Raw genomic sequence first — 24,886 nt, forward strand, 5'->3', positions numbered from 1 at the left:
GACGTCCGTCAGAGTTCGCCGATCATTTCCCGCAGCAGCAGCCGGACATCCTTTGCCGTCGCGGCAAGTTGCGGGTTGTCGATCGCTCCCATCGCGACCATCGGATCGACCGCCGCTACCTCGGTCTTGCCGGGGGCGGTCTCGGTCACGATCACGTTGCAGGGCAGCATTGCGCCGATCTTGTCCTCGGCCTGCAGCGCGCGCCATGCGAAATGCGGATTGCAGGCGCCGAGGATCATGTATGGCTTGAAGTCGACGCCCAGCTTGACCTTCATCGTGTGCTGGACATCGATCCTCGTCAGGATGCCGAAGCCCTTGCCGGCAAGCTTTTTGGTTACGTGTTCGATCGCCGCGGCGAACGGCATATCGAGCTTCTTGCTGAAATAGTAGCTCATCGGATTCTCCTTCCAGGGCGATCTTCGCCAGCATGGACAGCTTGAGGGCAGTAGCTAGCAGCGGGGGGCGGATAACGCTTTGATCCAGCGCAATGAACGTCAGCCGTCTTCGGTGAATGTGGCGGCAAGGAGTTCTCCAGGATGACAATCCGAAATCTTGAATATGCGGTCTCACCGAAATCGGTCGTTGTCGTCGGCGCGACCGAGCGCGTTGGCTCAGTCGGCCGCGTTGTCTTCGACAACATTGTCGGCGGCGGCTTCGAGGGGGAGATCTGGCCGGTCAATCCCAAACGTTCGGAAGTGGCCGGCCACCGCTGCTACGGCAGGGTTGCCGATCTGCCTGGGGTTCCCGATCTGGCCGTGATCGTGACCCCTCCCGAGACTGTGCCCGACATCGTGGGGGAACTGGGCGAAAAAGGGACGCGAGCTGCCGTCGTCATCACCGCGGGGCTCAATCACGCCAATGGCCTGCGCCAGGCGATGCTCGATGCGGCCAAGCCCTCGCTCATGCGCATCATTGGACCGAACACCGTCGGACTGATGATTCCTCCGGCGAAGCTCAACGCCAGTTTTGCCCATATGGCGGCGAGGCCCGGGAACATTGCGCTGATCTCGCAATCCGGGGCGATCGCCACGTCGCTGATCGACTGGGCGGCCGAGAACAATGTCGGCTTTTCACGGATCATTTCCCTCGGCGACATGGCGGACGTCGACGTCGGCGACTGTCTCGACATGCTAGCCGGCGATTTCCACACGCGCGCCATCGTGATGTATCTCGAAACCATACCCAATCCGCGCAAGTTCATGTCGGCCGCGCGGGCGGCGGCGCGCCTCAAGCCGGTTATCGCGATCAAACCCGGGCGGCACGAGCAGGCGGCCAGGGCGGCCGCGACGCATACCGGCGCGCTTTCGGGCGCCGACAGGGTGGTTGACGCCGCCTTGCGCAGGGCAGGGGTGCTGCGTGTGGATGATCTCGCCGAGCTGCTCGACGCCGCCGAGACGGTCGCCCGTCACGCTCCCCTCGAGCGGGCACGGGTCGGCATCGTCACCAATGGCGGGGGGGCCGGGGTGCTTGCCGTCGACAAGCTCGTCGACCGTGGAGCCGAACTGGCCGAGCTCGCGCCCTCGACGATCGAGCGGCTTGACCGTGCGCTGCCGCCGACCTGGTCGCATGCAAACCCGGTCGACATCGTCGGTGACGCCGCGCCGGAGCGCTACGGGGCGGCGCTCGAAGCCCTGGCGGCAGATCCGGGGACGGATGTTATCCTGGTCATGAATTGCCCCACCGGGCTCGGTTCTTCGCCTGACGCGGCCAGGAAGGTCGCCGAGCTCGGCGACGAGGGCGAGATGGGCGGAAAGCCGCTTCTCGCGTGCTGGCTCGGCGCGCATACCGCGCGCGAAGGCCGGCGCGTCCTGACGGAAGCGGGCATAGCGAGCTTCGAGACGCCGGAGGACGCGGCGATCGCTGCGTCCTATCTCGGCGAATGGTCGCGAGCCCAGCGAGCGCTCCTGCGGACTCCGTCGAGCCGGCGTGGCGACCAGGCCGATGGCAAGGCGTTGGCGCATGCCATCTTCCGACAGGTGGCCGCGGAAGGGCGGCGCATGCTGACGGAGCCGGAAGCAAAAGCGGCGATAACCGCCTATGGAATCCCCGTGCCGCGAACCATCGTCGCCGGATCCGTCGCGGAAGTGGCGCATGCGGCCGCCGAGGTTCTCCAAGGCTCGGAAGCAGTAGTGGTCAAATTGCTGTCGAAGGTGGTCTCGCACAAGTCGGATGTCGGCGGCGTGATCCTCGACATCGCAACGGCGGACAAGGCCGCAGACGCCGCCCGGTCGATCGAGGCACGCCTGCGCGCGCGGTCGCCGCAGGTGAAGGCGGACGGCTACACGGTGCAAGCCATGATTGCGCGCAAGCACGCGCAGGAGCTCATCCTGGGCATGAACCTGGACCCGATGTTCGGCCCGGTCATTCTGTTCGGCGCCGGCGGCACGGCGGTCGAGGTCGTGAACGATACCGCGATCGCCCTGCCGCCGCTTGACGACGTGCTGGCCGGAGACGCGATCGACGCGACAAGGATAGGCCGCCTGCTTGCCGGCTATCGCGATCGCAAGCCGGCCAACCGAGGCGCGATCATCGCCGCGCTGAACGGCCTGTCGCAAATGATCGTCGACTTCTCCTGCCTGGTCTCCCTCGACATCAACCCGCTGCTGGCCGATGCCGAAGGTGTGGTTGCGCTCGATGCGCGTATCGAGATCGATCCGCGACGGGTGGATGTGCCGGCGCCGAACCCGGCGCTTGCCATAAGGCCCTATCCGTCGGGATGGAGCCGCGATTTCCAGACGGACGGCATGACCTTTCACATCCGGCCAATAATGCCGGCGGACGTGGCGCTTTATCCCGCTTTCCTGGCGAAGGTTTCGCCCGACGACCTCAGACTGCGCTTCCTGTCGCTGCGGAAGAACTTCCCGGACCAGATGCTGAAGCGGCTCACACAGCTCGACTACGACCGCGATATTGCCTTCGTCGCGCTTGAGAAGGACACGGGCGCACTGGCAGGTATCGGTCGGCTTTCCTGCGATCCCGATCACAGGAGCGGTGAATATGCGCTTCTCGTGCGGTCGGACCTGCAGGGTCATGGGCTGGGATGGGATCTGCTGAATCAGGTCATCGACTATGCGAAGGCCGAACGCATCGGCCGCATAGAAGGCACGATCCTCAACGAAAACCGCAAGATGCTCACAATGTGCCTGGAGTTCGGCTTCTCGGTTGCCCACCACCCGAGCGAGCCCGGCCTGTCCCTGGCAACGCTGGAAATCCGCTGAGCGTTTCACCGTTTCACGGAAACGGTGAAACGCTCTATCTTCTTGTTTTGGCGCAATTCTTGACGGAAAACCGCACATACTTTCCTGGAATTGCTCTAAGCGGGAGACAGCTTTATGATCCGGTCTTCCTGAAGCCGGCCGAGGATGAAACAGCGCCATCGATCGAGGCCACCATCTCGGCTGTGATTTCGGCCACCTTGCGGTTGGCCTCGATCTTGCGCCAGGTCATCGGACCGGCATCGCGCTGCAATTGCCGCGAAAGGATGTCGACCGTGGCATCGGAGGGGCTGCCCTTGCGCTCGCTGACCCGGCGCCAAAGCACCGACGGATCTGCCGTCAGCCAAAATCCCGCAAACGGGACGTTAGTCCCGCTCGCTGCGCGCTCGACCCTGTCGCGATCCTCCGGCCTGTCGAAGACCGCGTCGGCGATGACGCAGCCGCCTTCGGCAAGGACGAGCTCCGCGAGCCAGGCTATCTGGCGGTAGACGCGTTCCGATACGCCGGGCCGATAGGCCTTGTCCGGCAGCCTCGTTTCGGCCGCCACGCCATGCATGGCCTTGCGGATTCGGTCGCTCTCGACGATCCGGGCGCCGGGCGGCGCGCCAATCTGAGGGGCGAGCGCCTCGGCGACCGTCGTCTTGCCCGAGCCGCTCAAGCCGCCGATTGCGACGAGCCGAGGCGGCGTTTCGGCCAGCAGGGCTTGCGCGAGTTGGAAATAGGATCGCGCTTCGGCAATCAGCCCTGCGGAGTCCCGGCTGCCTTCCTCGACCTGCGTCGCGGTCACGTGAGCGCGCACCGCCGCTCGCACCGCCATGAAGAAAGGCAGGAGCACGAAGCCGTCTTCGTCATCGGCGTCGTCGAGATAGCGATTCATCACCAGATTGGCGAATTGTGGAAACCCCCGATGCCACAGATCCATCAGCAGGAATGCGAGATCATAGAGGACATCCACGGTGGCGATCTGATCATTGAACTCGATGCAATCGAACAGACGAGGCTCGCCATCGAAGATGCAGATGTTGCGCAGATGCAGGTCGCCATGGCAGCGTCGGACCCGGCCGGCCGCCTCGCGCCGGTCGAGCAGGCCGGCATGGCGGGCGAGGGTGTCGCGAAACGCCCCGTTAAGCGTTTCGATCTCCCTTCCGTCGAACACATGACTTGTCGCAAATCCGGCCGCATTGATTTCGAGAACGCCGCCGATATTCGCCGACCCGCTGCCGGCATGGATCACTTCGGCGCCGCGGTGATAATGCGCGATCATGCGGGCCACACCTGTCATCAGCGCGGGTGTCAGCTCCCCCGCTGCGGCCATGCGATCGAGGAGCTTGGACTGGTCGAAGCGTACCATTTCAATGACGGCGTCGACCAGTTCTCCCGCCTCATCCAGGGCAAGCCGGGCTCCCACGCGTGCGATGCGGTGGACATCGAGGTAGAGGCCGGGCGCGGTTCTGGAGTTCAGCTCCACTTCCTTTTCACACGCGGCGAGCCGCAACGCCGGCGTCGAAAAATCGACATAGGGCAGCTTGACAGCCCGCTTCATCTTGAACGCGCGCCGCCCGACGAGGAAGATTCGGGAAATGTGCGTTTCGATCGTCTCGACCGGACCAACCTCGCCATAGCTGGCGGGGTTCTTCAGCATCTCGACCACGACATCCTGGTTCTCGGTGATCATTCGGGTATGTCCTTGGCCCTGGTTGCACATCATTCGGCCATCCGGACCGAAGTCTTGCGGGATTCGCTAACGCTGAAGCGTCTGGACGTAACCGGCGAGGTTATGGATGCGTTCCGTGGTCACGGCCTCTCCACCGTAGGGACCGTAACGCTTCACGTCGTCAGGCAGGAACTGGTTGCCCCACACAGGCATGTCGCGCGCGCCATGCGCCGGGACGAGGCCGCGACCATCGATCGTGGCGTAGACCCGCCAGTAGGGAAATTCCCCGCCATTGCGCTTCGTCAGCATCGTCAGATCGGCGGGGCGTTTGCGCAGTTCATCGGCCATGGGCCCGTCGCCCTTACCGTCCACGCCGTGGCAGACCGCGCAGGAATTCAGGTATTCCTGCTGTCCATTGCTCATCTGCTGCGCCGCCGCGGCGCTCAGCGTCAGCGCCAAAAGACCAATCGTCGTCCGGAATCTCATTGATCTGCCTCCAGCCATCGATGTCAGGCTAAGGCATGCGACGCGCATGCACGTTGACCGGGATCAATCTTGCGAGGGGCGATTTGATTCAGCGCAAGGAAGAATCCCAACCGGCTCGCTACGGCTGCATTCCGTGTTCTCGAACAAGGAGCGGCCGCCATGCCATTCAAGACATTGCTCACGATTACCGGACCCGATCACGGAGATGGTGATCTGAGGCTCGCAGCCGGTCTGTGTGAGGAAATCGACGCGCATCTCTCCGTGCTTGTCGTGGTCATCGCGGCGCCTCCGTCAGGGGGAGAATATGCAGCGGTGGTCTCGCCGGCTTGGCTCGCGGAGCGCGAGGCCGAAATTGAAACCCTGGAGAAGCGCAGCTCGGCGATATCCAAGATGCTGTCGGAAAGCCCCGTATCGGCCGACCTCAGCAGCGAATACCCGGAGCAGTCCTGGACGGATGAGATCATCGGTCGGCGGGCCCGCTATGCAGACCTGACCATCGTCGGACCGGAGTTGCTAGCAAGCGGCTTGCTCAAGGATAAGGTCCTTGCGGGCAGCCTGTTCTCGTCCGGGAAGCCTATCCTGCTGGTCCCTCAGGGAGCGCGCGCGACATTGAAACCGAAACGCGTCCTTGTCGCCTGGGACGCCAGCCTGGAAGCCTCGCGCGCCGTGCGGGAGGCGCTCGACATCCTGTCATCCGCCGATGAGGTCCGCATCGCCACGATCGATCCGATCGAAGACGAACGGCATCATGGCGCGGAGCCGGGAGCGGATGTGGCGGCCTATCTCTCCCGGCATGGCGTGAAGGTCGCGGTCGATCGCCTGCCGAGCTCGGGCCATTCTGTCGCCGACATTCTTCGCCAGCATGCGACCGACACCGGCGCCGAACTCGTGGTCATGGGGGCTTACGCTCATTCCCGGCTGCGCGAGCGGATTTTCGGCGGCGTCACCAAGTCCATGATCGAGAACCCGGGGTTGGCGGTTCTTATGGCGCGTTGAAAGGCGCATTCGCCGAAAGGTGCCGTCTTCCTCCGACCAACCGCCAAGCGCCTCCAGCCGCGCTCAGATCGCAAGCCATTGTCGAGGAACATTCTTCCCTCCGCGCTCTTCGGGAGACGTTTTCTCGGATCGCGCTATGTCGATACTTGGATGGATTCTCGGCCGCCGGCTGGCCAATCAGGAACAGTCGCAGCGCAAGATCGGCGTTTTCGAAGCTGTGCCGGCCATGGGTCTCGATGGGCTGGGTTCTTCAGCCTACGGTCCGGAAGCGGCACTCACGATCCTGATTCCGCTCGGCGCGGCGGGTCTCGGCTATATCGGCCCCGTCATGGGCGCCATAGTCGGCCTGCTCGCTGTCCTTTATCTTTCCTACCGCCAGACCATTGCGGCCTATCCCAGCAATGGCGGCGCCTACATTGTCTCGCGCGAAAACCTCGGCCGTAACGCCAGCCTGCTCGCCGCCTCCGCGCTGATGGTCGACTACGTGCTCAATGTCGCCGTCGGCATCTCGGCCGGCGTCGGCGCGCTGGTTTCCGCGCTGCCCTCGCTCCACGCCTACACGCTTTGGCTTTGCCTCGGCATCCTGCTCCTGGTGACCGTGGTCAACCTGCGCGGCACGCTCGATTCCGGCCGCCTGTTTGCCTTGCCCACCTATCTCTTCGTGGTGAGTTTCCTGACAATACTGGCGATCGGCGTCTGGAAGGCGAGCCTGTCGGGCGGTCAGCCGTCGCCGGCAATTCCGCCGCCGCCGCTACAGCAGCCGACCGAGAGCGTGAGCCTGCTCCTCTTGATGCACGCCTTCGCCAGCGGCTCACGGCGATGACCGGCGTCGAGGCGGTCAGCAACGGCATGACCGCCTTCAAGGATCCGCCCGTCAGGCACGGCCGCCGCACATTGGCGGCGATTTGCCTGATCCTGGGGCTTCTGCTCGGCGGCATCGCCTTCCTGTCGGCACGCTATCGCATCGGCGCGATGGACCAGGAGAAGGACGGCTATCAGAGCGTTCTTTCGCAGCTTGCGCATGCCGTGGTCGGCGACGGTGTTTTCTATTACATTGCCGTCGGCAGCCTGCTCTGCGTGCTCGCGCTTTCTGCCAACACCAGCTTCGTCGATTTTCCCCGCCTTTGCCGCATGGTGGCTGAAGACGGGTATCTTCCCAAGCCATTCGCGATGGTTGGCCGCCGGCTGGTTTTCTCTGTCGGCATACTCTACCTCGGTTTTGCCACGGGGCTGCTGCTGGTGGTGTTTGACGGCATCACCGACCACCTGATCCCGCTCTTCGCCATCGGCGCCTTTCTGACCTTCACGCTGTCGCAGACCGGCATGGTGCTGCATTGGGTGAGGGCGCTGCGCACGGAAAAAGGCCTGAACCGCGCAGGCAATCGCATTCATCTGGCGATCAACTCGCTCGGCGCCACCATCACCGCCCTGGCGCTCGTCGTGATCGTTATCGCCAAATTCAGGGAAGGAGCCTGGATAACGGTGATCGTCATTCCTCTGGTGATCATCCTCCTGCGGCTGGTGCGGCGCTATTACGATCATCTTGAGGCCGGCTTGCGCGAGCCCGGAAAGCTCAATCTCGGCAATGTTCAACGGCCTGTCGTTCTCGTCGTGACCCAGCAATGGAACAGGATGGCGGACAAGGCGCTCAGCTTTGCCTTTCAGTTGTCGAGAGATGTCATTGCCGTCCATGTGGCGCGGCTGTCGGGTGAAGTGAGCGACGAAGAGCGCGCAATTCGCGGAAGGTGGTCGAAGGATGTGGAAGCGCCGGCGAAGGCGGCTGGCCTGCGCCCGCCCCGCCTCGTTCTCCTAAATGCCGACTACCGGCTGATGTACGAGCCGCTGCTGAAGGAGATCAGGGCGCTGCGGGGCGAGTTCGGTGGCCGCACCATTGCGGTGCTGCTCCCGGAGGTCGTGCCGCCCAATTGGTGGCAGTATGTTCTGCATACCCATCGCGCCCGCCGACTGCACGCCAAACTGCTCGAGTTCGGCGGATCGGACATCGTGATCATTTCCATGCCCTGGTACATCGAGGAGCCGAGGATCGAAGTGACGCATTGAATGGTGCCGCTCCCCTCGATCGAGCCGCTTGGCCAAAAGTTTCGGCCGGGCGATGGAAAATAGGAACGTTCCTTTTTCTCAGGCATTCTCCCTAGTCTGCATCTCATCCACTGCTGCTTGTTAGGCCCGGAAAATTGTCACCCAGAGAGCCTATTTTGTCGAACCCTGACGCCGGTGAGATCTCCATCGTCGATCTCATTCCTGCCTTGCGGGCTTTTGCGCGAACGTTCTGTCGGGTGCCCGACGACGCCGACGATCTCGTGCAGGAGACATTGACCAAGGGGCTTGCCAACCTGGACAAGTTCGAGCCGGGCACGCGCCTGAAGTCCTGGCTGTTCACGATCATGCGCAACACGCATTACACACGTATCAAAGCAGCGGCCAGGGAGGCGCCCGGGCTGCTTGACTGCGCCTCCAGTCGGCCCATTTCGGAGCCGTCGCAGGATTGGTCCGTCCAAAGCAAGGAAGTGCATCAAGCCATCCAGAAGCTGCCGTCCCATCAGCGTGAGGTTCTGATGCTGATCGGCGTGCTGGGCGTAAGCTACGAAGAAACCGCTGAGATATGCGGTTGCGCTGTCGGCACCGTTAAGAGCCGCCTCAATCGTGCCCGTGCCGGTGTGCTGGAGTTCCTCGGGGAGAGCTCGCCACAGGCGCTGATCGAGCGACGACGTCAATTTTCGGATGACCATTGGGACACTGAAGGTGCAAGGCGCTAGCCAGCCTACCGGCGCTGAGCGGCTTTCAGACCTTCGCCTCTCTCATCAACGAGGCCCAATTCAGGCTGAGCAGGGAAACAAGTTCAAGCGCCTGCGCTTCGGTGATGCCCGTCGTTGCGACCAGCCGCCGAACGAGTTCGTCCACTTCCGGAGTTCTGCCATCCTGCGCCATCGGGATGACTCCCAATCGGCTACAACGATTCACTTATGTTAATGTTCCACTGATCGCGCTGGCGCAGCGACAGCGGGGAACTGCGACTGCCTTCGACCCGCTCAGGGGATGCTGCACTCTTGCCGGTGATTTCCCTCAGTCGCACTCACCCGTCATATCGCCTTTGCGCTTTTCGACCAGCGCGTTCTGCAGTTCGAGTGCAAGCCTGGTCAGTCGGTCAGGGACCTTCTCCCGCTCGATGGCGATCAATAGGGACGCGATCTCCTGGTCCAGGCTCTGGATTGCCTGGGCGCATAGATCGCGCTGGCTCCGGCGAGACATCGCATTCTCTTAACAATAGAGGCCCCTTCAGATCTCACTGAGGCATACCCGACCGATCTTTGCAAGGCGCTCGCCGCAAGCTGCGGGATTTCCGGATTGCTGTCTTCGGATTTCCGGGCAAAACGCGATCCGCGAGCATGCGCTCAGTCCTTCGGGAGACGGTTCGCCGCGTGATCCTGGTACTGATCGGATTTGATCCGGTTGCCGTCGAGGCCGCGTTGCTCCGTATGCTGCTTCTTGTCACGGTTGGACAGGACCTCGTTCTCCCCGACCATGTCCTTTGCGAGCGTCGTCCTCGCTCCGCTACCGGAACCCTTGCCCTGGCTGCCCCGGCCCATATGCTTCTTACCGCCGGTTGCCATTGTTCTTCTCCCGGGCTGCCTGCGTGAAACTGTTCGGCGACCGAACTGCCGCCCGCGCGTTATGTTCCGCCGCCACGGCGGATAAGGAAGACCGTGCCGTCCCAACTGCCGAAAGGCATTGCGCCGTCGACCAACACGTCCATGCCGTATGCATGGGCAAGACGGTTGATATCGCTGGAATCGATGTCCGGCGGTGTCCGATAGGAATAGTTGAGTATTGCCGCCATTCCTCCTGGGCGCAGCACGCGCGCGATCTCCCCGAAATGCCGCTCGGCAACACCGGCAAGTACCAGGTAAGGAAAACTGTCGAGAGCCAGCACGTCGTCGAAGCTTTGATCGGCAAAGTCACCGAGATCCAGGCCCGAGGTCAGGCGAAATTCCACATTGGCGACGCCGGCGCACCGCCGGCGCGCGATGGCGATCATCCTAGGCGAGATATCGATGCCGACGATGCACCCCGCCATGGCGCCAAGCGCATGTTCGAGGCGCCCGATGCCGCAGCCGATGTCCAACATGTGCTTGTGAGCGCCGAGCACGCCTTGCCGGTCCAGCCACGAGGCAATCTCGCCGGTTGTGGCCGAGAGCCTGTCCTCGTCACCCAGCGACGACAGCTGCACGCTGGCTGCCGGGGAGATGGCCGCCGCCCGATCGAAGCCGGCGGCCAGCCGCTCGACGGTCATGGCGGCCGTTTCGCCGTTGGCGCGGTCATGCGACACGCAGGCGGCGGCCCTGCGGACGCCGTCGAAGGCGGAGGGCTTGTCACGCAGCATCGTGGCGATCTCTTCTAGCCAGCATCGCTGGAGGACATGGCTCGGGCACATGTCCATGGCGATATCCGCCAGTTGCGATGCGCTGGTCGTCTGATCGATATGGACGGCCAGTCTGGCCAGCGCGTTGTCGACGGAAAGTTCGTCCGCCATGCAATCCTCGATCAGGCGCCTGGCAATCGCGCCGTTTTGCCTCACGGCGGTCACGGGTGCGCGCTCCGCGTCCACACCTTTTGCGCTGTCCACCGGTCGTTCGCGCCCCAGCCATATTTGTAGCCTTCACGGCCGCGCAGGAAGTCGAATTCCCGCGCGCCTTCGCCAGCGGCTGCGGTGATCGCGTGACCGATCAGAATCGCGCCGGGGCTTTCCTCGGCATAGGCTGGATCGAAACCGCCGAGATAAGCATAGGCTCGGTCGCGGCAATGGAATCCGTAATAGGCACCGACGACGGCATCGCCGATCTGGATCGTCAGGCAGCGCGCCAGGCCGCTATCGGCAAGCCGCGGCAGGGCCCTGCGATGAAATTCCACAGCCAGCTCGGACAGCACGCCCCCGCCATGGTCCGCCCAGCGCGCGCCATGCAGCCGGGTCAGCCTGTCGAGAAATTTCTGCGGATCGGACTCGCCGCGGCTGACGACAACGCCCCCTCTTCGCCGGGCCGCTCGCTCGGCCCGGCGCAACTGGCGTCTTCGTCTCGCCGGAACCGAGCGGGCCAGGGTCTGATCGCCGTCGAGCAGCAGCACGGGACAGGTGGCGTGCGCCATCGACCGGCGCTCTTGTGCATTCGGCAGCTCAAGACTCAGTGACATGGCATCGGCCGAGAGGTCGGGCAGGATCCATTGCGACCATTCGAGCGAGAGCACCGCGTCGGCAATGGCGGCGCCAGCCTCCGCCTCCAGCTCCGGCATGCACAAGATGTCGAGGTAATCGCTTAGAGAGATGCCGATGGGGAGCAGGCGTTGGCCGCGATCATCCCTTTCGACATAGAGTGGTGCCAGGCCAGCGAGGACGTCTCCACTCCACACGGCAATGGCCGCAAGGTCGCCGGGCGCGAATGTTCGCCACCAGGGGATGAGCCAGGCAGGAGACTGGAACGGCGTGGCCGAGATGCTCTGCCGCCAAAGCCGCCACCAATGCGGCTCCAGGTCCTCGAATGCTCTCGCGTCACGAATGATCTCGGTGCACAGACCGCCCATCAGCCGGTTCCCAGCAGGGGATGACGGGTGCCAAGCTTTGCCAGCGCTTCGTAAGCATCCATGTAGGAGGTGATCATACGCTCAAGCGAGAAGCGGCGACGCGCCTCGGCACGGCATGCCTCGTGGTTCAGGGCTCCGGAAGCAACGATGGCCTTTGCCATCTCCTCGATGTCATTGACCAGGAATCCGGTCCTGCCATGCTGGACGACATCGGGAAGGGCACCGTTCGGGAACGCGACGACCGGCGTGCCGCAGGCGAGCGCCTCCATCGCTACAAGCGAGCTTGTTTCGGGCGCAAGGCTAGGAATGACCAGGCAGCGGGCGGTGTTGAGCAGGCGCCGCTTGGCCCAGAAGCCGAGTGGCCCGAGAAAACGCCGCTGCCGATCGAGCCGAGGGCGAACTTCGTCGGCGAAATAGCGCAGATGGGTTTCGTACGGATAGACCTGGCCGGCGATCGCTAAGCACACGCCGGCGCGCTTGGCTGCCTCGATCGCGAGATGGATGCCCTTTTCAGGGCAGATGCGGCTGAGCAGCAGCGCAAAATCGCGTCGCGATCGGAGCTCGTTCAGCGCATCGACGTCGACGCCGTTCGGGATGGGTCGTGCAAGTCTCGATCCCGCCGGCGCCGTCCGGTGCTGCGCCTGCGAGACTGCATGCAGCCACAGGTCCTCGCGTGACGTCGCCAGCATCTCGGGCGGGTACCAGCCCAGCGGCAGGTGCAATGTCACCAGGGTAGGACCGTCGTCGGGCAGATAGGCGTCGAAATCGATCCCGTGGAGGTGAACGACGTCGATCGGCCAGCGCGCCCGGGCGGCTGCGATCGCGTCACGATGCGCTTTATGGGCACGGTTCTTCGCCGCCTCGTCGAGCACGCCCGCTTCGGCTGGCGTTTCCACCAGGACGCCGGCCGTGCTTGACCCTTGGCAGGCGACGACAACCGAACGGTGGCCTTTCTCAACCAGCGCCCGGTCCAGCGCCGACATCACCTGCTCGGCGCCGCCGACCGCATCCGGCCCGACGGGCGCGAGGGGATAGGCGACGTTGAGAACAGTCAGTGTCATGGCCGATCGAGCCGGGCCTCACCAAGCCGCCGACATGCCCTGCGTCGCCGCCATCTCGTCTCCGATCGCGGGAGCGTAGCGGCGGATCATCGCCGCGCAGAACTCGGCGAATTCCTCGGGGATCTGGGGCGGGCTGGTGTGATGAGGCTGCAGGCCCCGATGTTCCGGCGTGAAGCAGAAGGTGACCGTCACGTTGAAGTCGGCCAGCGCTTCCATCTGGCGGTCGAACCAGTCCAGCGCATTCGGCCGAAAACTGTCGGCCCAAGACAGGCCCGTGCGCAGGTGGGTGACACCCAGACGTTCCATCCACGCAACAGCGTCGTCCAGCCGATGGTCCTCGTAGTGGAACCACTGCACCAGGCCCATTTGCGGGGTGTGGCGCACGAATTCCTCGAGCGCCGGCTTGGGCGTGCCGTCCTCGCGAAGCAGGCCCATGTAGAAGTGCCTGTAGTAGGACGAACCTTCCGCCTCCCGATGGCGCGTCGTCGCTTCCCAGGAGCGCGGCAGATCATAGAGGCTGTACCACTGAACGCGCGGCGCAAGTCCGAGCAAAAGCTCCGCCGTCCGGCGCAAGCCCCAGACTTGCACCTCCTCGGCGCCGAAGGTCGACACACCGACTTCGCTGATCCACACCGGAATGTCGGCGACCGTCGCGATCTCTCCGAGCTTGTGAGGCCACTCGTGGATTTGCCAGAGGTTCCAGTCGAGCGGGAAGCCATGCACGGCGACTGCGTCGACATGGTCGAGCACGCCGAACTCCTTCATGCGCGTCATGAAGCCGGCATCGATCGGCGAGATACCGCCCAGCACCCTTGTGATGGAAGGATTTGCCCGGCCGATCGCATCGGCCGCCAAGGTCGCCATTGTGGCAAAACGGCTCCAGTCCGGGTCGAGCTCCGGGTCCCAGTGCGATTTGTTGTTGGGCTCGTTCCAGATCATGGCGGCTTCAATCATGGGTCTCTCCTTTCGAAGGATAGACGGCGGCGTTGCCGGTCGGTTCACCGGACGCGCGGCAGAAATAGACCTCGTCTTCCGGATGGAGCAGGATCTCGAAACCGGCGCTGCGCAGCATCGCTTCGGTGCAGGCACGGTTCGGAATCCACCAATTGGTTGGGTCGTCCGCATAGCGATGCTCGATGAAATGCAGCTTCGGAAACTCAGGCTGATCAAAGAGGTCGCGTGTCCAGAAATGGTAGTCCTGTTCAAGCGGCAGGACCTTGCCGCTGCCGCGCTGCATCGACTGGAAGATCATCAGGTCGTTCGCGACATGGGCGCGGATCAGGTCGAGCGCCAGCAGCGGGTGGCGCAGGTGGTAGAGCACGCCCATGAACAGCACGATGTCGAAGCGCTCGCCGAGCGAGGCGACGTCATAGACCGACAGTTCCCGGAATTCGATGTCGCAGTCGGCGATCTCGGCGGCGAAACGCGCTTGGGCGAGATAGGCCTGATCGAAGTCGATTCCAAGCACGCGATCGGCGCCGCGCTTCTTCATTTCGATCGAGTAGAAGCCTGCGTTGCAGCCGATATCGAGCACCGACTTGCCCGACAGATCAGTCGGAATGGCTTCCGCGAATTTGCGCCATTTGATCAGCGGATAGTTGCCGAGGAAATGATCGGGAGCGGTCTCCACGCCCGCCAGCTCCATGTTGTGAAACCACGGCCCCAATTCGTCGATGCGGCGACGTATTTCCGTGCTGGAATGCAGCATGGCTAAGCTCCTTCGCCTGGAACGGTTGGCACTGCCGAACGGTCCTGCGATGCGAAGATCGGCAGGGTCTTATCCTGGACGGCATCGTTGCTTTCGAGCAGCCTGAGCGCCGTGCGATAGCCGTTGAAGGTACCGACATCGACATAGGCCGTCCCGGCCTTGACGCCGTAAGCTTCGCCTCCGCCGGCGAGATAGGCGTTGACCAGAGTGCCGAAATACTCGTCGACGCCGTCGCGCTGTCGCCACAGGGCCGCCAGTCGATGGAAGATACGGCCCGGCATCTTGAAGGCGCCCCAGACCCAGTTTGTGGCGACGTCCGCTTGCTTGACCTGGATCTGCTCGACACGCCCGGTCGCATCGAGGACGACGGCATCGAACAGTTCCGGGCGATCAACCGGAAACATCAGGAAGGACAGCCGGTCGTCGGCTAGGCGGCAGAAGCCGTCTTCAGGAAACCAGATCGTGTCGGGCAAGCCGATCAGGACGGTTTCTTGGGGCGTCACAAGCGGCGCCGCGCGGAAGATCGCGTCGCAGAGTCCGACCGGAGACGGCTGCGCCACGAAGATCGCCGCGGCGTCGCCGTAGCCGGCGGCGTAATATTCGAGGATGTCCGACTTGCCCGAACCGATGATGAAGCAAATGCGGTCGACGCCGTTACGCACCATCCGCCGCACCAGATATTCGCTCACCGCGCATGGGCGCTCGGTCTGCCCGTCGAGCCGGCTGCCGACCGGCAGCAGCTCCTTGGAAAAGCCGAGCGGCTGGATGCGGCTGCCGCGCCCCGCGGCAGGCACGATGCCCAACATCAGACAGCTTCCTCCATTGTGCCCCTCGACATGGATGCGAAAGCGTCGTTCAGGATGCGGTCGAGTTCGGCAGCGCGATGGGCTGAGGTATGCTCGTCGAGGACGCGCTCCCGGGCGCGGCGGCCGAGCGCCGCGATGTCATTGTCCGACAGGCCTAGCGCGGCAACGACATCGCCGGTGCTGTGCGCCAAAAGAATTTCGCTGCCCGGCGTGAAGAAGCTGTCGAGCCCGGGCCACTCGTCGGAGATGATCGCGGTACCGCAAGCGGCCGCCTCGAACAGACGGCCCGACGGGCACCAGCCCTGTCGCGCCATCGCCTCACGGGTGACATTGAGCGTCAGGCGCGAGGACGAAAAAAACGCCGGGTGGTCGGCGGGGGGCAGGTGCCTGACGAAATAGATGTTGCTGCTCCAGGGGAAGTCCTGCGGGTACTGCGCCCCGCCGATGACGAAACGGCGGTTCGGCAGTCGGGCCGCTGGAGCGACAAGCAGTGTTTCCACGGCCGCCTGCCGGTCCTCGGCATAGGTCCCGAGATAAGACAGGTCGGCGGCAAACTCGGACCTTGGCTGCGCCGGCCGGTGCCGGTCAGGATCGACGTGGCCATAAAGCGGTAGAACATGGCGCGCGCCAAGAATGCTCCTCAGTGTGTCGATCGCCGGCCCTCCCGTATAGCTCAGGACCAGGTCGAAATCGCGCAATCCCTTGGGCTCGAAGTAGGCCGGGTGATCACCTCGCTCGATGCTTGCCAGCGTCACCGGCGTATCGAGATCGTAAAACACCTTCAGGCCGCGGCAGCTGTCATTCGCGATCCGCGTGGCGTCGACGGCATCGGGACAATAGGAGGTGACGATGACGACGTCGGCTTCCCGTATCGCAGCTTCGGCTTCGTGGCGGATGTTCTCCCAGTCTGCGTAGAGAACAATATTCCCGCCATTGAGCCGGTCGATGTCCCTGGTGCCGGCATAATAGGGCCTATCGTGTTCGAAGAAGCTGATCGCCCAGCCAAGCGGCGCCAGCGCGCCGATCAGTCCGCGCCAGAGCGTGGCGTGTCCGTTGCCCCACGAGGATGTGACGGTGAGGCCGAAAATGACCATTCGCATCGGTTGCCGCTCCCGTCAGGCGATTTCATTCAAACGGATCAGCTTGGAGCCCCAGTCGCCGTGGACGACTGTTGTGATGGAGGCCGGCGCGATGTCGAAGCGGAAGCAATCGCCGAGCTGTAGGCCGAGGATCGCGCAGACAGCCGCCTTGATCACATCGGCATGGCTGACAAGCGCAATGCATTGACCCTGTCCATTCTCGCGCAGCGCGTCCATCAGGCCGATGATCCTGTGCTGGACATCCAGCATGGTCTCGCCGCTCGGCGTGCGGGCGCTCTGGCGCTGATCGTTCCAAAGCCGCCAGCTTGCGTCGCCGTTCAGTTCTTCGAAGGTCTTGCCGGACCATTCGCCGAAGTCGATCTCGTCGAGTTCCTTGCAGATCGCGATCTTCTCAATCTCGCAAGCGATCGCCATAGGCTTCGCCGTTTCCAGCGTGCGCTCGCGCGGACTGCTCAAGATCGCGGCGAGCGGCTCTCGCGCCATCCGCCGCGCGAGATGCAACGCCTGCGCCTGGCCGGCCTCGCCGAGGCGAACGCCTTCGAGCCGCCCGGCCAAGTATGAGCCGACATGATCATGCGCCGCATGGCGAATGAGGTGGAACGTCGTGGTCATTCGGCGGCGTCCAGCATCGGCTCGTCATTGCCGGCGATGAAGGCGAGCGTGCGCAGGCGCGCCTCTGCGTCGGTGAACTGTTGCGGCGGCGACTTCATGAAGTAGCTGCTGGGTCCTGTGAGCGCGCCGGCAATGCCGCGGTCGAGGGCAAGCTTCGCGCAGCGGACGGCGTCGATGACGACGCCTGCCGAATTGGGCGAATCCCAAACCTCCAGCTTGAGTTCGGCATTGAGTGGCACGCCGCCGAAGGTGGTGCCTTCGACCCGGATATAGGCCCATTTGCGGTCGGTCAGCCACGGGACATGGTCACTGGGTCCGACATGGATGTTGCCGGCCTCGAGCGGGACGTCGATCTGGCTGGTGACGGACTGCGTCTTCGAAATCTTCTTCGATTCCAGCCGCTCGCGCTCGAGCATGTTGAGGAAGTCGGTGTTGCCGCCGAAGTTGAGCTGATAGGTGCGGTCGATGCGCACGCCGCGCTCGCGGAAGAGATTGGCGAGCAGCCGGTGCACGATGGTTGCCCCGACCTGGCTCTTGATGTCGTCGCCGACCAGCGGAAGGCCGCGTTCCTCGAAGCGTTCGCGCCATTCCGGCCTCGACGCGATGAAGACAGGGATGCAATTGACGAAGGCGCAGCCGGCATCGAGCGCGCATTCTGCATAGAAGCGCGTGGCCTGTTCGGAGCCAACGGGAAGATAGGATATCAGCACCTCGGCCCCGCTCTCCCGGAGCCGCGCGATAACATCGGCAACGGGTTCGCCGGACTCCGGGATCTCGTCCCGGAGATACTTGCCGATGCCGTCGAGGGTCGGGCCGCGCTCTACGCGAACCCCGGTCGGTGCGACGTCGGCGAAACGGAACGTGTTGTTGGGCGCGGTGTAGATCGCTTCCGCCACATCGCGCCCAACCTTGTTTTCCGCAACGTCGAAGGCGCAGACCACCTCGATATCGTCGACATGGTAGCCGCCGAGATCGGCATGCATCAGCCCGGGGATCGGCTCGTTGCCGTTGGCGTGGCGATAGTAGGAGAGACCTTGCACAAGCGATGACGCGCAATTACCCACGCCGACGATGCCGATACGAACTTTCTTCGATGTCACGAAACCGCTGCCTCTTTGGTTGGAGGTAAGTTCCTCGCCGCCGAACCGGGAGCGGTCGCGAATGTTCCTTCGCGCCGCGAAAAATTGCTGAGCCTGATTTCGGATCAAACAGGCGCCGCTTCGCGTTGGCGGCCAGATAGGGGCAGGAGCCGTATGATCGTCTTCGGCGACCACAAGCGAACGCATAGCGCAGAGCAGCTCAGGGAAGCTGTCTTGGCCGCGGCTGGAGCGATTGGCGATCTGCCTGCCGGCATCGAGCGCCACGCTGCTCTGGTCGGTCTTTTCGTCGCCGCCTCTGAACTCTTCCAGGGCCTTGCCGATGGGGAATTCGACATCAAAGGCATCGACAGCGGTTCGTCGATGCAGAAGCTGGGTTCGGAAATTCTCGTCGAGTTGTCGCAGGAAGTGCTGCGGTCCTGGCAACAAGGATTTGCCCGAAGCGGATCGCCCGCTGCGTCGCTGCTTGCAAAACTTGGCGCCACAGACTGCGCCGGCACAATAACCACCGGACCGGCCGAAGGCTACGCGCTGTACGCCCTCTACCCGGAAACCTATCTGCTTGCGGCGCTGCAGTCCGGTCTCGACGCAAACACGTGCGTCATCGGCATCCGCAGCATCGGTCTCGGCCTTGCGGCGATGGTCGCCGCCGCCCTGCATGCGCCGCCGCCTATCAGCGTGCGGCCGATCGGCCATCCGTTTTCACGGCATATAAGCGCCGCGCCCGAACTCCTCGACTCTTGGCGCGACAGACCGGAAGTCAAATTTGCTATCGTCGATGAAGGTCCGGGCCTCTCCGGCAGCTCATTTCATGCCGTCATTGCATGGCTGTGCCGGCACGGCATCGATCAGGAGCGCATTCATCTGTTCCCGAGCCACCATGGCGGGCCGGGGGCGCAAGCTGCTGCCGAGACCGTCGCTGCCTTGTCGCAGTGCCAAAGCCATGTCGCCGACTTCGAAGATGTCTTCGATGGCGCGGTCGCCCCCGGGCCGCGGGACTGGCTAGGATGTTTGCTCGGCGAGGCCGATGTTGAACTTCATGAAATTTCCGGCGGCGCATGGCGCCAATGTCTTTCTGTGCCGACAGGTGCCTGGCCACCTGCATTTCCGGCATTCGAGCGGCGCAAATTCATGGCTTCGGCCGGTGGCGAGCGCTGGCTGATCAAGTTCGCAGGCTTCGGCGAAAGCGGAGATCGCAAGCTGCGTACGGCCAAGGCACTGCACGAAGCGGGCTTTGGCGCTCAGCCGATCGGACTCTGCCACGGCTTCCTGGTCGAGCGCTGGATCGATGCCGACAGGCTGGACCGGGAAGGCCTGGCAAGGGATCTGCTGATCGAATGGCTTGGGCGCTACCTCGGCTGGCGCGCCGCCAGGCTGCAGACCGCCGAGCCAGGCGCGTCGCTGAACCAGCTCGCACGCATGGCGGTGCAGAACTGCGAGGAAGCGCTGGGGGAGAGGTTCGCGCGCGCGCTGCAGAGTTGGTTTGTCTGCCGGCCGTTATTGCATTCGGGGCGGAGGGTGGAAGTCGACGGACGAATGCACGCTTGGGAGTTCCTGGTCCGCCCGGACGGAACTTTGCTCAAGACGGATGCGGTCGATCATTGCCGATCGCACGATCTTATCGGCTGTCAGGACATAGAATGGGACATCGCCGGCGCGCGGGCCGAACACGACCTGTCCGCCGCCGAGGTTTCGACGCTGGTCGGCTGCATCGAGCAGGCGACATCGATCGACAGGGCCCTGGTCGACTATTTCGAGCCTTGCTATCTCGCGTTTCAGCTTGGCCTCTGGAGGATTGCAGGGCATTCGGCCGACGACCAAGACCGGGCGCGTGCGACGCGGATAGTCGAACGTTACAAAGCCGGACTTGTTAGGCTTCTGGGCTGTTGAAGGCCAAGCCCGCAGGTCAGTCGAGCCTGCGCAGCATGTCGGCTTCCTGCTCAAGTATGCTTGCCACTTCCTCCCGTCGCAGATGCGTCATCATCAGGCTGACGCAACACTCGAGATAAGTGATGGAAGCTCTTCGCAGGAACGCGGCGGTTTCCGCCGCCGCCATCTGCTCTATGTCCTTGACTGGTCGCTTCGGCTGCACAGTTTTCCTCCGTCGCGGTTGTCATGCCCAACCGCAATGTCGGGCGGTTGTTCCGCAATGGTGAAAAGATGCCGCTGCTTCAAAGCTGCAGGTTCTGCAGCTTTCCCCCAGCCGCTCTGTCGATTGCAGCGACGGGCGCGATCGCCAGATCATCCATGCCTGAAAAGTAGACGATCGTCTGCAGCAGGCCCTGCCTGAGAGGCACCTCGGGCGACCAGCCGAGAAGCGCCTTTGCGCGGCCTATGTCGGGGCGCCGCCGGCGCGGATCGTCCTCAGGCAGAGGCAGGAATTTCACCGGCGATCCGGTGCCTGTCAGTTCGCACACCAGTCTTGTCAGTTCGAGGATCGAAAACTCCCCGGGATTACCCAGATTGACCGGCTGGCGTGGATTGGAATCGACATCTATCAGGCGGCGCAAACCCTCGACCATATCGGTGACATAGCAGAAGGAGCGGGTCTGCCGGCCGTCGCCGAAGATCGTCAGCGGCCGCTTCTCGATTGCTTGCATGACCAGGTTGGAGACGATACGGCCGTCGGCGGGGTCCATCCTGGGCCCATAAGTATTGAAGATGCGGGCCACGCGAATATCGGCCATCTCTGCACGCAGATAATCGAAGCAGAGTGTTTCGGCCGCGCGTTTGCCCTCGTCGTAACAGGCTCGCGGTCCGGTGCAGTTCACGTGGCCGACATAGTCCTCGCGCTGCGGATGCTGTTCTGGATCGCCATAGATTTCGCTTGTCGACGCCTGCAGGAAGCGGGCGCCGTTGCCGGCGGCGAGCTCCAAAAGATTGAGCGTCCCGATGACGCAGGTGCGCGTTGTGTGGATCGGGTCGGCTTGATAGCGAGGCGGCGAAGCCGCGCAGGCCAGATTGAAAACGCGATCGACAGGTTCACCGAGTTCCAGCGGGGTGCAAACGTCCTGCTCGATGAGCCGAAAGCGCGCCTGGCCAACCAACGAACCGATATTCTCCATTCTGCCGGTGAGGAAATTGTCGACGCAGATCACGCGATACCCGTCATACAGCAGCGCCTCGCACAAATGCGAACCGAGGAAACCGGCACCGCCGGCAACAAGCGCCGTCCGTGTTTGTTCAGCCCTTTTTGATCGCCGCATCTCGATGGTCTCCTGTCTGCCGCTCATGCTGCACTTTCGACGTCCAGATCGACCGCCGGTCGGGCGTCGACAGACGGCGTCAGCGCCGAAACGAATTCACGTGCCCTTGCCATGGCCGTATGTCTTGAAAGCACCGCCTCGCGAGCCAGTCTGGCCATGTCGAGCCTTGCCCGCTCGGATTTGGCGCTGAGGATCTCCTCGACATCTGCGGCATTGGCCGCCGTCTCGACCGCCGGTCCCGGGAAGAAATCGTCGAGTCCAGGCCAGCGGTCGCTTATGATCGGCGTACCGCAGGCAGCGGCCTCGAAGAGCCGCACGCTGGGCGACCATCCTGCTGCGATCATCGACGCCCGCGTAAGGTTCAGCGTGTAACGCTGCCGACTGTAGAAGGCAGCATGTTCACCGGGCGGCAGGTGCTCGATCCGCTCCACATTGTCCGGCCAGGCGATGTCGGAGGGATATTGCGAGCCGGCTACGACGAAGCGGCGGTCCGGCAGGCGCCGCGCAGGTTCCAGAAGCAGCGCTTCCAATGAGGGCTGCCGGTCCGCGCTATAAGTGCCAAGATAGCCAAGGTCCCATTCGATGGCGTGTCTGGTGCGACGATGTCGCGTTGGATCGACGGAGCAGTAGAGCGCCTCCGCCCGGCGCGCGCCGAACTCGGACCTCAGCCTCTCCAGGGTAGGTCCGCCGGTGAAGGAGAAGTAGACGTCGAAATAGGGAATCTGCCGGCGGGCAAGATAGTCGCAATCGTCCTCGGCCACCCGCGCCAGCGTCACCGGCGTGTCGATGTCGTAAAAGCAGAACTGTCCCGTGCACAGCGAAGCAAGATCGTCGATGATTGCCCTGCCTTCCGGCACGAAGGAGCCCATCACCACCGCGTCGGCCCGCTCCAACTCCCGCCGGTTGTTGCGGCGCAGCTCCGAGATCGTCTCGTAGTAGCGCAAGTCGCAGAAATCGGGAGCGCGCAAGTCCCGGTGATGCGCGTACCAGGGTACGTCGCGCTCCAGGAACGTGACGCGATGGCCGAGATCGTTGAGCGCGCCAAGCAGCCCCCTGAAAGTCGTCGCATGGCCGTTGCCCCAGGACGAAGACAGGGAAAGGCCAAGGAAAACGATGTCGAGCGGTCTCGTCATTCGGCAGCCTCCATGGAGCGGCGCTCGAAATGCGCCTTGAAGATGTCGTCCACCAGCTCGGCCCTCAGTGTGTAGGTATGCTCCGCCAGAACGCGCCGCAGCGCTGCGGCGCCGACCGCCTGCGCCCGTTCCGGCGTCAGCGTGCGCATGATCTCGGCGACATCGGCGCCGTCGCGGGCGACCAGAATCTCTTCCCCAGGGGTCAGGAACAACTCGATGCCGAGCCAGGCGTCGGTGAGGAGGCACGCGCCGGCCCCCGCCGCCTCGAAGACGCGGGTCGCGGGCGAAAAGCCGTTCGCCGCCATGCTGTCGCGGCTGATGTTGAGCACGGCCTTTGGCGTGACGTTGAAGGCGTTGTGATCACGCGTGCCGACATGCCCCAGCCACGAGACGTTCGCCGGCAAGGGCTTGTCGTCCCAGCCGGAGCCGCCAAGCAGGAAGCGCTGGTGGCCGAGCCTACGGGCCGGGTCGAGGAAGAAAGCGTCGACCCGCGCCTCGCGATCCGGCAGCCGATTGCCGAGGAAAGCCAGGTCGCAGGCAAAGCGCGGATTGGCGGCGAGCGGATGATGCGTCTCAGGATCGAGCGCGTTGTAGATCGGCACGCACTCCGCTGCGCCAAGCGCCCGATACTCCCAGACGACCGGGTCGCCGCCGCCGTAGGTCAGCACGATGCCGATCCTCTTCAATGCCTCATGCAACGGGTGTTCGGCATCGTTGCGCAACTCGCTTAGGGTCGCCGGCGCGTCGACATCCCAGAAGACGGTCAGCGCGTCTGGGCGGGCATTGTCGAGAACCGCTTGCAGCAGCGCATCGTCTTCGAAGCCCACGCCGCTTGCCTTGACCACGACGTCTGCCCGCGCGGCGCGCGATGCAACTTTCATCACCGCGTGCGGGGTCGGCTCGTAGACCACGACGCTGCACCAGTCCGGCGCCTCGATGTCGCGATGCTTCTGCCTCTCGTAGACGTCGGGCTCATAGAAGACGATGTCATAGCCACGCTGCGACAGTGCCTTGAGTAGGCCCCGGTAATAGGTGGCCGCGCCGTTCCAGTAGGACGACAGCAGGCTCGATCCGTAAAAGGCGATCTTCATGCGGCGGCCTCCGTTGCAGGTTTGATTTCGGTCGCGTCGCGATTGCCGCATGCGGCGAGGATGGCGAACAATTCGTCGGCGCGGTGCCGGCATGTGTGCCGCGCAAGGATGGTCTCCAGGCCCGATGCGGCCAGTGCTTGCGCAAGCTGGCTATCGTTCAGCACGTCGTGAAGGTGGCCTCTCATCTCGGCGCCGTTTCGGGCGAAGAGGAAATCCGTTCCGGCGCGGAACAGCCCTTCGACATCCGACCATGGCGCGGACACAAGCGGAATCCCGCAGGCCAGTGCCTCGAACATGCGAATTGTCGGAATGCCAGGCAGACTCTCCCGGTAGGGCCTGCGCGGGATGTGCATGGTGACGCGGTGCCGCGCGAAGGCCTTCGGCACATCCGCATTGGCGATCCAACCTTCATAGCGCAGGCCGGTATCTGCGAGGGCCGTCAGCGCATCGGGCGGATAGCGCACGCCGTGAACGGTTCCCGACAATCTAAGCGCGCTTGCCGGCTGGATCAGGAACTCGGCGATCTCGGCGCTGCGTTCGTCGTCGCCCCAATTGCCGATCCAGACGAGGTCGGAGACGGGGTCGATTTCCGGACAGGGCTTGAACAGCCGGTCGTCAGCCGCCTCATGCCAGGTGAAGACGCGTTTACCCCAGCCGGCGCGAAGATAGCTCTCCCGCAGCACTTCGCCGAAGACCAGCACCCCGTCATAATGATCGAGCTGAAGCGCCGCGATCGCCTGCGTCGCCGATACGGCGCGGTGATGGGTGTCATGGAACAGCAGCGTGAAATTGCAGTAGGCTCGCGCCTGCCCGATGCGCGCGACAAGATCTTTCTCCGTCCATTCGTGGACGATCACGATATCCGCGCCGGCAAGCCACGCCTCGTGCTCGAAGGCGGGACCATAGGTCACCGCCATCAGTTCCGGAAAGTCCTTGCGGAAGCGCTCGACGGCGAAGGGACCTTGCTGGGCGAGCAGGTTCGATCGGCTCCAGCCGTCGGTGGGCTCGAGCGCGACCACCTCATGGCCGCGCGCGGCAAGCTCGCGCATGATGCCGCGCTGGAAATGCGCGTTGCCGTGGTTCCAGTCGGAAACCGCCGAATGGGTGTAGAACAGAAAACGCATGG

The 24,886-nt window shown here is 63.7% G+C and carries 26 protein-coding genes; 6 read left to right on the top strand and 20 right to left on the bottom strand.

All coding sequences use genetic code 11. The features are described from left to right. Nucleotides 1–8: 8 nt before the first annotated feature. Nucleotides 9–395: a DUF302 domain-containing protein gene (locus P9272_RS01480; RefSeq protein WP_128259214.1), complete on the bottom strand. Its 387-nt coding sequence runs from the start codon at nt 393–395 to the stop codon at nt 9–11. Nucleotides 396–536: 141 nt separating this feature from the next. Here P9272_RS01480 and P9272_RS01485 point away from each other — a divergent pair, with 141 nt between their 5' ends. Beyond that, a complete protein-coding gene (locus P9272_RS01485; RefSeq protein WP_278158306.1) occupies nt 537–3,218 on the top strand; it encodes a bifunctional acetate--CoA ligase family protein/GNAT family N-acetyltransferase in 2,682 nt (893 codons plus the stop codon). A gap of 112 nt (nt 3,219–3,330) precedes the next feature. Here P9272_RS01485 and P9272_RS01490 read toward each other — a convergent pair whose 3' ends face one another. Both P9272_RS01490 and P9272_RS01495 read right to left on the bottom strand, forming a co-directional pair. Beyond that, entirely contained in the window at nt 3,331–4,890 is a 1,560-nt protein-coding gene (locus tag P9272_RS01490) for a bifunctional aminoglycoside phosphotransferase/ATP-binding protein (RefSeq protein ID WP_278158309.1), read from the bottom strand. A gap of 66 nt (nt 4,891–4,956) precedes the next feature. Beyond that, nucleotides 4,957–5,355 (bottom strand): c-type cytochrome, encoded by a 399-nt coding sequence (locus P9272_RS01495; protein ID WP_128259217.1) that lies wholly within the window; start codon nt 5,353–5,355, stop codon nt 4,957–4,959. Between the two features lie 159 nt (nt 5,356–5,514). On the opposite strand from P9272_RS01495, the gene P9272_RS01500 reads away from it, so the two are divergent. The 4 genes from P9272_RS01500 (at nt 5,515) to P9272_RS01515 (ending at nt 9,128) form a co-directional block, all read left to right on the top strand. Then, complete coding sequence (locus tag P9272_RS01500; protein WP_278158311.1) at nt 5,515–6,351, top strand: universal stress protein; 837 nt, start codon at nt 5,515–5,517, stop codon at nt 6,349–6,351. Between the two features lie 136 nt (nt 6,352–6,487). After that, nucleotides 6,488–7,174, top strand: a complete 687-nt coding sequence (locus tag P9272_RS01505) for an amino acid permease (protein WP_278158313.1) — start codon at nt 6,488–6,490, stop codon at nt 7,172–7,174. Then, nucleotides 7,171–8,412, top strand: a complete 1,242-nt coding sequence (locus P9272_RS01510; RefSeq protein WP_278158315.1) for an amino acid permease — start codon at nt 7,171–7,173, stop codon at nt 8,410–8,412. Before P9272_RS01505 ends, P9272_RS01510 begins: the two co-directional genes overlap by 4 nt. Before the next feature lie 155 nt (nt 8,413–8,567). Continuing rightward, a complete protein-coding gene (locus P9272_RS01515) occupies nt 8,568–9,128 on the top strand; it encodes a sigma-70 family RNA polymerase sigma factor (protein WP_128259220.1) in 561 nt (186 codons plus the stop codon). 25 nt (nt 9,129–9,153) lie between these two features. Here P9272_RS01515 and P9272_RS01520 read toward each other — a convergent pair whose 3' ends face one another. The 12 genes from P9272_RS01520 to P9272_RS01575 form a co-directional block, all read right to left on the bottom strand. Next, the gene (locus tag P9272_RS01520; protein ID WP_278158318.1) at nt 9,154–9,300 is read right to left on the bottom strand and encodes a hypothetical protein; all 147 of its coding nucleotides are present in this window, start codon (nt 9,298–9,300) and stop codon (nt 9,154–9,156) included. A gap of 135 nt (nt 9,301–9,435) precedes the next feature. Beyond that, nucleotides 9,436–9,621 carry a hypothetical protein gene (locus P9272_RS01525; RefSeq protein WP_128259221.1) on the bottom strand — a complete coding sequence of 62 codons (186 nt, stop codon included), beginning with the start codon at nt 9,619–9,621 and terminating at the stop codon, nt 9,436–9,438. Nucleotides 9,622–9,764: 143 nt separating this feature from the next. Beyond that, on the bottom strand, nt 9,765–9,983 hold the full coding sequence (locus tag P9272_RS01530) for a hypothetical protein (protein ID WP_278158320.1): 219 nt from the start codon (nt 9,981–9,983) through the stop codon (nt 9,765–9,767). Between the two features lie 59 nt (nt 9,984–10,042). Further along, nucleotides 10,043–10,957, bottom strand: coding sequence for a class I SAM-dependent methyltransferase (locus P9272_RS01535; RefSeq protein WP_278158322.1), 915 nt, complete (start codon nt 10,955–10,957; stop codon nt 10,043–10,045). Then, the gene (locus tag P9272_RS01540) at nt 10,954–11,946 is read right to left on the bottom strand and encodes a GNAT family N-acetyltransferase (protein WP_278158324.1); all 993 of its coding nucleotides are present in this window, start codon (nt 11,944–11,946) and stop codon (nt 10,954–10,956) included. Before P9272_RS01540 ends, P9272_RS01535 begins: the two co-directional genes overlap by 4 nt. Continuing rightward, nucleotides 11,946–13,007, bottom strand: a complete 1,062-nt coding sequence (locus tag P9272_RS01545; protein ID WP_278158326.1) for a glycosyltransferase — start codon at nt 13,005–13,007, stop codon at nt 11,946–11,948. The genes P9272_RS01540 and P9272_RS01545 overlap by 1 nt, the downstream gene beginning before the upstream one ends. An 18-nt stretch (nt 13,008–13,025) precedes the next feature. Further along, nucleotides 13,026–13,961 carry a beta-xylosidase gene (locus P9272_RS01550; protein ID WP_278158328.1) on the bottom strand — a complete coding sequence of 312 codons (936 nt, stop codon included), beginning with the start codon at nt 13,959–13,961 and terminating at the stop codon, nt 13,026–13,028. Then, nucleotides 13,954–14,715, bottom strand: a complete 762-nt coding sequence (locus P9272_RS01555) for a TIGR04290 family methyltransferase (protein ID WP_278158331.1) — start codon at nt 14,713–14,715, stop codon at nt 13,954–13,956. The genes P9272_RS01550 and P9272_RS01555 overlap by 8 nt, the downstream gene beginning before the upstream one ends. Before the next feature lie 2 nt (nt 14,716–14,717). Further along, nucleotides 14,718–15,521, bottom strand: coding sequence for a sugar phosphate nucleotidyltransferase (locus P9272_RS01560; RefSeq protein ID WP_128259227.1), 804 nt, complete (start codon nt 15,519–15,521; stop codon nt 14,718–14,720). After that, entirely contained in the window at nt 15,521–16,621 is a 1,101-nt protein-coding gene (locus P9272_RS01565) for a glycosyltransferase (protein WP_278158334.1), read from the bottom strand. The genes P9272_RS01560 and P9272_RS01565 overlap by 1 nt, the downstream gene beginning before the upstream one ends. Nucleotides 16,622–16,636: 15 nt before the next feature. Continuing rightward, complete coding sequence (locus P9272_RS01570; RefSeq protein WP_128259229.1) at nt 16,637–17,233, bottom strand: histidine phosphatase family protein; 597 nt, start codon at nt 17,231–17,233, stop codon at nt 16,637–16,639. Then, a complete protein-coding gene (locus P9272_RS01575) occupies nt 17,230–18,333 on the bottom strand; it encodes an inositol-3-phosphate synthase (protein WP_278158337.1) in 1,104 nt (367 codons plus the stop codon). Before P9272_RS01575 ends, P9272_RS01570 begins: the two co-directional genes overlap by 4 nt. Before the next feature lie 213 nt (nt 18,334–18,546). On the opposite strand from P9272_RS01575, the gene P9272_RS01580 reads away from it, so the two are divergent. After that, the gene (locus tag P9272_RS01580; protein ID WP_278158338.1) at nt 18,547–20,220 is read left to right on the top strand and encodes a hypothetical protein; all 1,674 of its coding nucleotides are present in this window, start codon (nt 18,547–18,549) and stop codon (nt 20,218–20,220) included. Nucleotides 20,221–20,236: 16 nt separating this feature from the next. On the opposite strand, the gene P9272_RS01585 is transcribed toward P9272_RS01580, so the two are convergent. From P9272_RS01585 to P9272_RS01605, 5 genes are all read right to left on the bottom strand, one after another. After that, nucleotides 20,237–20,422, bottom strand: a complete 186-nt coding sequence (locus P9272_RS01585; protein WP_042647245.1) for a hypothetical protein — start codon at nt 20,420–20,422, stop codon at nt 20,237–20,239. Between the two features lie 79 nt (nt 20,423–20,501). Continuing rightward, nucleotides 20,502–21,536, bottom strand: coding sequence for a UDP-glucuronic acid decarboxylase family protein (locus tag P9272_RS01590; RefSeq protein WP_278158592.1), 1,035 nt, complete (start codon nt 21,534–21,536; stop codon nt 20,502–20,504). A gap of 23 nt (nt 21,537–21,559) precedes the next feature. Next, a complete protein-coding gene (locus P9272_RS01595) occupies nt 21,560–22,669 on the bottom strand; it encodes a glycosyltransferase (protein ID WP_278158341.1) in 1,110 nt (369 codons plus the stop codon). After that, the gene (locus P9272_RS01600; protein ID WP_278158343.1) at nt 22,666–23,760 is read right to left on the bottom strand and encodes a glycosyltransferase; all 1,095 of its coding nucleotides are present in this window, start codon (nt 23,758–23,760) and stop codon (nt 22,666–22,668) included. The genes P9272_RS01595 and P9272_RS01600 overlap by 4 nt, the downstream gene beginning before the upstream one ends. Next, a complete protein-coding gene (locus P9272_RS01605; protein ID WP_278158345.1) occupies nt 23,757–24,884 on the bottom strand; it encodes a glycosyltransferase in 1,128 nt (375 codons plus the stop codon). The genes P9272_RS01600 and P9272_RS01605 overlap by 4 nt, the downstream gene beginning before the upstream one ends. Nucleotides 24,885–24,886: the final 2 nt, after the last annotated feature.

The sequence above is a fragment of the Mesorhizobium sp. WSM4976 genome, assembly GCF_029625685.1.
GTDB lineage: Bacteria > Pseudomonadota > Alphaproteobacteria > Rhizobiales > Rhizobiaceae > Mesorhizobium.

Coding starts and splice junctions, on each gene's coding strand:
- P9272_RS01510 (WP_278158315.1), top strand. CDS start 7,171: ATGACCGGCGTCGAGGCGGTCAGCAACGGCATGACCGCCTTCAAGGAT.
- P9272_RS01495 (WP_128259217.1), bottom strand. CDS start 5,355: ATGAGATTCCGGACGACGATTGGTCTTTTGGCGCTGACGCTGAGCGCC.
- P9272_RS01550 (WP_278158328.1), bottom strand. CDS start 13,961: ATGATTGAAGCCGCCATGATCTGGAACGAGCCCAACAACAAATCGCAC.
- P9272_RS01485 (WP_278158306.1), top strand. CDS start 537: ATGACAATCCGAAATCTTGAATATGCGGTCTCACCGAAATCGGTCGTT.
- P9272_RS01500 (WP_278158311.1), top strand. CDS start 5,515: ATGCCATTCAAGACATTGCTCACGATTACCGGACCCGATCACGGAGAT.
- P9272_RS01490 (WP_278158309.1), bottom strand. CDS start 4,890: ATGATCACCGAGAACCAGGATGTCGTGGTCGAGATGCTGAAGAACCCC.
- P9272_RS01525 (WP_128259221.1), bottom strand. CDS start 9,621: ATGTCTCGCCGGAGCCAGCGCGATCTATGCGCCCAGGCAATCCAGAGC.
- P9272_RS01590 (WP_278158592.1), bottom strand. CDS start 21,536: ATGCGGCGATCAAAAAGGGCTGAACAAACACGGACGGCGCTTGTTGCC.
- P9272_RS01530 (WP_278158320.1), bottom strand. CDS start 9,983: ATGGCAACCGGCGGTAAGAAGCATATGGGCCGGGGCAGCCAGGGCAAG.
- P9272_RS01570 (WP_128259229.1), bottom strand. CDS start 17,233: ATGACCACGACGTTCCACCTCATTCGCCATGCGGCGCATGATCATGTC.
- P9272_RS01595 (WP_278158341.1), bottom strand. CDS start 22,669: ATGACGAGACCGCTCGACATCGTTTTCCTTGGCCTTTCCCTGTCTTCG.
- P9272_RS01605 (WP_278158345.1), bottom strand. CDS start 24,884: ATGCGTTTTCTGTTCTACACCCATTCGGCGGTTTCCGACTGGAACCAC.
- P9272_RS01545 (WP_278158326.1), bottom strand. CDS start 13,007: ATGACACTGACTGTTCTCAACGTCGCCTATCCCCTCGCGCCCGTCGGG.
- P9272_RS01480 (WP_128259214.1), bottom strand. CDS start 395: ATGAGCTACTATTTCAGCAAGAAGCTCGATATGCCGTTCGCCGCGGCG.
- P9272_RS01540 (WP_278158324.1), bottom strand. CDS start 11,946: ATGGGCGGTCTGTGCACCGAGATCATTCGTGACGCGAGAGCATTCGAG.
- P9272_RS01560 (WP_128259227.1), bottom strand. CDS start 15,521: ATGTTGGGCATCGTGCCTGCCGCGGGGCGCGGCAGCCGCATCCAGCCG.
- P9272_RS01520 (WP_278158318.1), bottom strand. CDS start 9,300: ATGGCGCAGGATGGCAGAACTCCGGAAGTGGACGAACTCGTTCGGCGG.
- P9272_RS01505 (WP_278158313.1), top strand. CDS start 6,488: ATGTCGATACTTGGATGGATTCTCGGCCGCCGGCTGGCCAATCAGGAA.
- P9272_RS01555 (WP_278158331.1), bottom strand. CDS start 14,715: ATGCTGCATTCCAGCACGGAAATACGTCGCCGCATCGACGAATTGGGG.
- P9272_RS01600 (WP_278158343.1), bottom strand. CDS start 23,760: ATGAAGATCGCCTTTTACGGATCGAGCCTGCTGTCGTCCTACTGGAAC.
- P9272_RS01565 (WP_278158334.1), bottom strand. CDS start 16,621: ATGCGAATGGTCATTTTCGGCCTCACCGTCACATCCTCGTGGGGCAAC.